Source organism: Acidiphilium sp., from assembly GCF_049977125.1.
In the GTDB taxonomy this organism is placed as follows: Bacteria; Pseudomonadota; Alphaproteobacteria; order Acetobacterales; family Acetobacteraceae; genus Acidiphilium.
This window is the reverse complement of record NZ_JBMFGY010000248.1, coordinates 1-3,161: the sequence shown is the minus strand read 5'-3', so window position 1 is coordinate 3,161 and position 3,161 is coordinate 1. Positions and strand designations below refer to the sequence as shown.

At 62.5% G+C, this 3,161-nt stretch carries 3 protein-coding genes; all 3 read left to right on the top strand.

Features of this window, described 5'->3' with window-relative positions; translation table 11 throughout:
• Positions 1–1,100, top strand: a 1,100-nt coding sequence (locus ACP5E6_RS17585) for a sugar ABC transporter ATP-binding protein (protein ID WP_427956435.1), incomplete at its 5' end; no start/stop codon positions are given.
• Positions 1,090–2,082 (top strand): ABC transporter permease, encoded by a 993-nt coding sequence (locus ACP5E6_RS17580; RefSeq protein WP_427956433.1) that lies wholly within the window; start codon positions 1,090–1,092, stop codon positions 2,080–2,082. The genes ACP5E6_RS17585 and ACP5E6_RS17580, both read left to right, overlap by 11 nt.
• Positions 2,079–3,026 (top strand): ABC transporter permease, encoded by a 948-nt coding sequence (locus ACP5E6_RS17575; protein WP_427956430.1) that lies wholly within the window; start codon positions 2,079–2,081, stop codon positions 3,024–3,026. Before ACP5E6_RS17580 ends, ACP5E6_RS17575 begins: the two co-directional genes overlap by 4 nt.
• Positions 3,027–3,161 lie beyond the last annotated feature (135 nt).

The following is a 3,161-nucleotide window of genomic DNA, read 5'->3' as shown; positions in this document are numbered from 1 at the left end:
CGCTCACCACCGATATCTCCCTCGCTGAACGCCAGATCATCGAGATCGCGCGGGTGATCCTGGCCGATCCGGGCATCATGCTGCTCGATGAGCCGACCTCCGCCCTGGTGGAACGCGAGGTCGCCTGGCTGTTCGACCAGATCCGCCTCCTGCGCGCACGGGGCACAGCCATCGTATTCACCTCGCATCGCTGGGGCGAAATCGCCGCTATCGCTGATGAAATCACCATCTTTCGTAACGGTACCGATGTCGGTACCTTTACCGCGATCGATGAGGACGTGGCCATCACGCTCATGACGGGCCAGCATCTCGGCACCTTGTTCCCCGCCCGCACCGCCCCACCGCCGGTTCCACCCCTGCTTTCGTTGCGCGGTGCGCGGGCCGAGGGTGTCGAACCGTTCGATATCAACCTCTACCCTGGCGAGATTCTCGGCATCGGCGGCCTTGCTGGCCACGGACATCGCGCCCTGTTCTTCGGCCTATTCGGCGCCCCCGGCTTTCTCGAAGGCCGCATCGAGATCGAGAACCAACCCGTCACCATCGCGACGCCGCGTGATGCCATTCGCGCCAGCATCGCACTGGTGCCCGAGGATCGCAAGAGCGAGGGTCTATTCCTGCCGTTGCCGGTCGGCACCAACATTACCCTGCCGATTCTGCGCCGGCTCTCACGCTTTGGCCTAATCCGCGCCGATGCCGAAAAGGCCGTCATCGATGCAACGATCACAAGCCTCGCGATCCGCACGCCCAACGCGGCCCAGCCGGTGGGCGCCCTGTCCGGTGGCAATCAACAGAAAGTCCTGCTCGGCCGCTGGCTACAAACCAGGCCCCGGATCCTGCTCCTCTACGACGTCACCCGCGGCGTCGATGTCGCGACCAAGCACGAAATCTACGATCTCGTCAGCCGCCTCGCACGCGAGGGTTACGCCATCCTGTTTTATTCGTCGGACGCGGAGGAACTCGCGCAGATCTGCCATCGTGTCAAAATCATGAGGCGTGGCAGATTCGTCGCCGAACTCGACGCGACTGAACTGACCGCACAAGCCATCGTCGCCGCCGCGATGCGCGACACCGCCACTCACGCCGAACCCCATGCCGCCTGAGTCCATAACCCTGCAACGCGGCAGCCGCCTTGGCCACACCATTGCCCAGAACATCGGCCTGATCCTCGCCAACGCCATCCTCCTGCTCGCAATCCTGGGGTTCATCCTGATTTACAGCGCCGCCCAGGACCGTCTGCCCGGCAATTTCGAACTGACCTCAACGGTCAACAGCGCAACTCCGCTGGTGTTCGCCGCCGTCGGCCAGAGTTTCGTCATCCTGACAAAGGGGATCGATTTGTCGGTCGGCGGCGTGGTCGATCTCGCCAACGCGATTGCCGCGGTCACTATGGGAAAATCGCTGTACGGCGCGCTCGCCTGGTCGGTAATTATTCTTCTGGTCGGTGCGGCTTGCGGGCTCGTCAACGGTCTGTTGGTCGCCCTTGGAAGATTGCAGCCGATCGTGGTCACTCTGGCAACCCTCTCGATCTTCCAAGGCCTCGCGATTCGGGTGCTGCCTCAGCCGGGCGGGGTAATTCCGGCTGGCTACACCAACCTTCTGGTTAATCCGAACGAACCCTTCGCCCTGATCTTTATCGCACTCCTCGGCCTCGGCTGGTCCGCCTTTCGCCGCTCCCGCACTGGTGTTGATCTGTATGCGATCGGCAACGACGAGGTGGCCGCCAGAGCTCTCGCGGTCAATGTCATCCGCACCAAAATCATCGCCTACATGATCGACGGCACGCTCGCCGCTGCGGCCGGGCTTTTTCTCGCAGCCGGCGCGACCGCCGGCGATGCGACCACCGGGAATTCCTATACTCTTTCGTCGATTGTTGCGGTGGTGCTCGGCGGGGTGTCGCTGTTCGGTGGTCGGGGTTCGGCTATCGGCGCAATCGCCGGCGCCTTCATCACGACGCTGATCGTCAACATCCTGTTCTTCAGCCATGTCAACCCATTGTACCAGTCGTTCTACGAGGGCGTGTTCCTGCTCATCGCGGTCGTGGTCGGCGGCGTCATTGGCGGCGCGATCCGGCGTCGGCGATGAGGCGCCTGACCGTCGAATCCCGCCGGGTGCTCTATGCATTCATTGCGGCGATCACCCTGTTCGTCGTGGGTGATGCGGTTCATCCCGGCTTTCTCGGCCTGGCCAGCGTGGCATCGATCCTGGTCATCGCCTCGTTCGTCGGCCTCGTCGCCGCCGGCCAATGCTTCGTCATCCTGATCGGTGGGATCGATCTCTCGGTGCCCTGGGTACTCAATGCCGCCGCCATCGTGATGACCACAACCTCCCTGGGACGCGACATCAACGCCCCCCAGGCCCTCGTCGCGGCCCTCGGCATGGGGGTGGTGGTCGGCGCGGTCAACGGCATCGGTGTCGCCTGGTTCGGCATACCCGCCGTGGTGATGACCTTGGCCATGAACGGTATCATCGAGGGGCTGACCCTTGGCCTGTCCGGTGGTTTCACCTGCGGGTCATGCTCTTCCTACGCGCCGCCGCTGATCCAGGATCTCGCGCATGATGCCCTTTTTGGCGTGCCGGATGCGCTCTGGCTTTGGCTGGTCGTGATCGTCCTGGTCAGCGGCGCGCTCCGCCTGACCCGGTTTGGCCGCGCCACCTACGCGCTTGGCAACAACTCACGGGCCGCGGTTCTCGTCGGGATCGATGTCGGGCGCCTGACCATCGCTCTCTATGCGGTGAGCGGATTTTTCGCGGCCCTTACCGGCGTCATGCTAGTCGGATTCGGTGGCCAGGCGTCTCTCGGCATGGGCGATCCCTACCTATTCACCTCAATCGCAGCCGTTGTGATCGGCGGCGTCAACATCCTTGGCGGACGCGGCAAGTACCTCGGCGTCGCCGCCGGCGCAATCAGCCTAACCGTCTTAGTTTCGGTGCTGCTCGCACTGAACATGCCCGATTACGTCAGAAGCATCGCCTATGGCGTGGTCATTCTGGTTTTGCTCTTGGCCTACGGACGAGATTGCGCCTGATCTGGCGACAGGCTGGCATTGTCAAGCCCAACTTCCGCAGTGACTAAAAAAATAAAGTGATATTACAACGGTGTAGCGGTCGTTTTAAGTTTTAGGCACCACAGGAATTCAGTTGGTGGGGTCAGTGATTTTGGC

Excerpts from the sequence above, each read along its gene's own strand:
- ACP5E6_RS17575 (WP_427956430.1), top strand. The coding sequence starts at position 2,079 with ATGAGGCGCCTGACCGTCGAATCCCGCCGGGTGCTCTATGCATTCATT.
- ACP5E6_RS17580 (WP_427956433.1), top strand. The coding sequence starts at position 1,090 with ATGCCGCCTGAGTCCATAACCCTGCAACGCGGCAGCCGCCTTGGCCAC.